This window comes from Rhodanobacter sp. PCA2, from assembly GCF_013620825.1.
In the GTDB taxonomy this organism is placed as follows: Bacteria; Pseudomonadota; Gammaproteobacteria; order Xanthomonadales; family Rhodanobacteraceae; genus Rhodanobacter_A.
Genome location: NZ_NJIC01000010.1, coordinates 122,317 through 125,883 on the forward strand (window position 1 = coordinate 122,317; position 3,567 = coordinate 125,883).

Here is a 3,567-nt window from a genome sequence, read left to right on the forward strand (position 1 = left end):
TCGTCGGCGGCGGCCTGGTCGCACAGCCTGTCGCTGAAGATGTCGGTGTAGGTGGGTTTGGCGGGTGCGCCCTTCTTCACCAGGCCGGCGTCGGGGTCGAACGGACCCACCGCGTGGTATTCGATCTGCGCCTGTTCGGCCGGGGCGTAGCCCTTGCCCTTGGTGGTGACCACGTGCAGCAGCTGCGGGCCGGGCAGGTTCTTCACCGTGCGCAGTGCGGCCAGCAGTTGCGGGATGTTGTGGCCGTCGATCGGGCCGGTGTAGTGGAAACCCAGCTCCTCGAACAGCGTGGAGGGCACGAACATGCCCTTGGCGTGTTCCTCCCAGCGCTTGAAGAAGCGGCCGGCGTAGGACTGCTTGGGAATCGCCTGCTTGGCCCGCTCGCGTACCGCGTTGAGGCGGCGGCTGGCCATGGCGCGCGCCATCATCTTGGTCAGCGCGCCCACGTTCTCGCTGATCGACATGCCGTTGTCGTTGAACACCACCAGCATGTTCGGCTCGATGCCGCCGCCGTGGTTCAGCGCCTCGAAGGCCATGCCGGCGGTCATCGCGCCGTCGCCGATCACCGCCACCACCTTGCGCGGGTCGCCCTTGCGCTGCGCGGCGATGGCCATGCCCAGCGCGGCCGAGATCGAGGTGGAGGAATGGCCCACGCCGAAGGTGTCGTACTCGCTTTCCTCGCGGCGCGGGAACGGCGCGAGGCCGTCCTTCTTCTTGATCGTGGTGATGCGGTCGCGGCGGCCGGTGAGGATCTTGTGCGGGTAGCACTGGTGGCCCACGTCCCACACCAGGCGGTCGGTGGGCGTGTCGAATTCGTGGTGCAGCGCCACGGTGAGCTCCACCACGCCCAGGCCGGCGCCGAAGTGGCCGCCGGAACTGGCCACGGACTCGATCAGGTACTGGCGCAGCTCGTCGGCGACCGCCGGCAGATCTTCGTCGGGGACGAGGCGCAAATCGGCCGGCGCCTCGATGGCCGCCAGGTGGGGGTAGCGTGCGGGATCTTTCATCCCCGTATTGTTGAACCAGCGGCGGGGCGGGGCAAGGGCGGGGATGTGACGACTGGCGGCCCGTTCAGGCCATCGCGTGGCGGCGGTCGCGCGGCAGGTGGCTGACCAGGAACTCCATCTGGTCGGCCAGGATGTTGCGGTTGGACAGGATCAGGTGCTCCACCCAGCTCGGCCGGTAGGGCACGGCCAGCAGCGGCATGTGGGCCTGTTGCGGGGTGCGGCTGCCCTTCTTGAGGTTGCAGGCGAGGCAGGCGCTGACCACGTTCTCCCACTCGTCGCGGCCGCCCTTGGATACCGGCTGCACGTGGTCGCGGGTCAGCTCGCCGCGGTTGAAGTGCTCGCCGCAGTACAGGCACAGGTGGCGGTCGCGGGCGAACAGCGCGGTGTTGGTGAGGGCGGGCGCGGGATCGATCGCGCATTCGTGGCAGTGGCCGCTGCTGGCCACGATGGGGTGCAGTTCCAGCAGGCTCTGCGCGCCCAGCGCACGGTTGTGGCCGCCGTGCACGGTGAGGCAGGGGTCGCCCAGCGTCCAGGCCACCGCGCCGCGCACATACAGGCACACGGCGTCCTGCCAGCTGATCCAGTCCAGGATGCGGCCGGCGGCGTCCAGCGACAGCACGCGGGTCGAAAAGAGATCGGCCCGGTTCGTGACTTCCATCAGCATGCGGTTCGTCCTTCCGGTGAGAAAGAGCGCTGCGGCCATGCAACGGTGCTCGGATGCAGCGCAGCATAGAACATTTTCATGTCAGAACGTATGCGAAAGGCTTTGCGGTCAATCAGATAGCTCTTGCGGCGGGGGGTTCGCGGGCGGCCCGCCCGCTGATATAGTGATCGTTCATCTGTAGACCCGACGCCGGGTTTGGGAGGGGGAGCCACGTTGGCAACCCCGGCACGGCGGGGCAGAGGTAAACAACGTGGCTGAAGTCCTTTTCTACGAGCGCCCGGTGCCGCTCAACCGCAACGACCACAAGGATCTGCGCCTGAAGCCGATCCCGAACATGAAGTTCGCGCTGAGCGCCCATTCGGTGCCGCTGACCGGCGTGGAATTCGGGCTGGCCGCGCGCGACCTGCCCATCGTGTTCGCCGGCAACGACCTCAGCGACGCCGGTCCGGTGGGGCTGCTGGGCCTGCGCCAGAACGAGAACCTGTTCGTGGATGCCGAAGGCCAGTGGGCGCCGAACGTCTACATCCCCGCCTTCGTGCGCCGCTATCCGTTCGTGCTGGCCGAGAAGCCGGCCGGGCAGGAAGGCGACGACTTCGCGGTGTTCCTGGACGAGGGCTACGAAGGCTTCGGCACCGCCGAGGGCGACCGCCTGTTCAACGAGGACGGCAGCGACACCGAACTGCTGAGCCGCGCCGTGGGCTTCCTCGGCGAGTTCCAGCAGCACGTGGCGCGCACGCGCTGGTTCATGGACCAGTTGCGCAAGCACGACCTGCTGGAGTCGCGCAACATCAGCCTGCGCAAGGGCCCGCCGGACAGCGCGGACGGCCACGTGATCAACCTCAACGGCCTGTTCGTGGTCAATGAGGAAAAGCTGCGCCAGCTCGACGAGAAGACCGCCCAGGAATTCCTGCGCGAAGGCGTCGCCGGCTGGATCTACGCGCACCTGATGTCGATGAACAACTTCGATCGCCTCGGCCAGCGCATGGGCGAGCGCGAGGACGCCGAAGCCGCCGCCGCACGCAAGAACTGAAGCGGAACATCGCCTCGATCAGCGCCGCGCCGGCTTGTCCGGCGCGGCGCTTTTTGTTGCCCTGCGGCGGCGCCTGCGCGGCGCCGACATGCGTGCAGGTCAGTGCCCGCCGCACGTTCGGCCGTTTCCCCGGGCCATGGACGGAGTCGGCTTAAGTAACTGCTAAGAACGTCCCGGCACTCTGTGCCCATGATTACGGACGCTCCCACTGCCAGACCGTTGCCGCCGCGCCCGCATGCGCGGCTCGCCCGCGGCGGCCTGCTCGCCGCGGGCCTCGCCGCGCTGCTGGGCGGTTGCGCGACCTACCATCCCCTGCCGCTGGACAAGGGCGTGGGCGCCGCCAGCGCCACGCAGCTCAGCGTGCCGGCCAGTGCGATGCCGCTGCCCGAGCTTGCGACGCATCGCTTCGATCCCGCCGACGGCCTCGACGTCACCGAGGTGGCGATGCTGGCGGTGGCGAACAGCCCCGACCTGAAGGTGCAGCGCGATGCGCTGGGCGTGGCCCGCGCCCAGGCGTTCGCCGCGGGCCTGCTGCCCGATCCGCAGCTGAGCTTCGGCGCGGACCTGCCGCGTCATTCCGAAAGCGGCCTCACCAAGGCCTACAGCCTGGGCATCAGCCAGGACGTGAGCGCGCTGTTGTTGCGCTCCTCGCGCAAGCGCGCGGCGAACGCGCAGGCCGAGCAGGTGAACCTCGACCTGCTGTGGGCGGAATGGCAGACCATTGCCCAGGCGCGCCTGCTGTTCGACCAGGTGCTGGGCCTGCGCGCGCAGCAGGCCGAGCTGGACACCGAGCGGCAGGGGGCTGCGCCGGGGGGCAAGGCGGGGCCGGCGGGGCTGGGCGCGGGGGACCCCCACCACGCAGGCGC

The 3,567-nt window shown here is 69.1% G+C and carries 4 protein-coding genes; 2 read left to right on the plus strand and 2 right to left on the minus strand.

Going from position 1 to position 3,567, the window contains the following annotated elements; translation table 11 throughout:
• Together PCA_RS17525 and PCA_RS04240 are read right to left on the minus strand one after the other, a co-directional pair.
• The coding region (locus tag PCA_RS17525; protein WP_255436649.1) for a 1-deoxy-D-xylulose-5-phosphate synthase N-terminal domain-containing protein at positions 1-1,007 on the minus strand (1,007 nt) is incomplete at its 3' end.
• 64 nt (positions 1,008-1,071) lie between these two features.
• Positions 1,072-1,671, minus strand: coding sequence for an HNH endonuclease (locus PCA_RS04240; protein ID WP_181301313.1), 600 nt, complete (start codon positions 1,669-1,671; stop codon positions 1,072-1,074).
• Between the two features lie 250 nt (positions 1,672-1,921).
• On the opposite strand from PCA_RS04240, the gene PCA_RS04245 reads away from it, so the two are divergent.
• Positions 1,922-2,701, plus strand: coding sequence for a SapC family protein (locus PCA_RS04245; RefSeq protein ID WP_181301315.1), 780 nt, complete (start codon positions 1,922-1,924; stop codon positions 2,699-2,701).
• Between the two features lie 189 nt (positions 2,702-2,890).
• Positions 2,891-3,567: TolC family protein (locus PCA_RS04250; protein ID WP_255436650.1), on the plus strand; the 677-nt coding region annotated here is incomplete at its 3' end.

What these genes read in the sequence shown, in the direction of transcription:
- PCA_RS04240 (WP_181301313.1), bottom strand. Translation starts at nt 1,671, where the DNA reads ATGCTGATGGAAGTCACGAACCGGGCCGATCTCTTTTCGACCCGCGTG.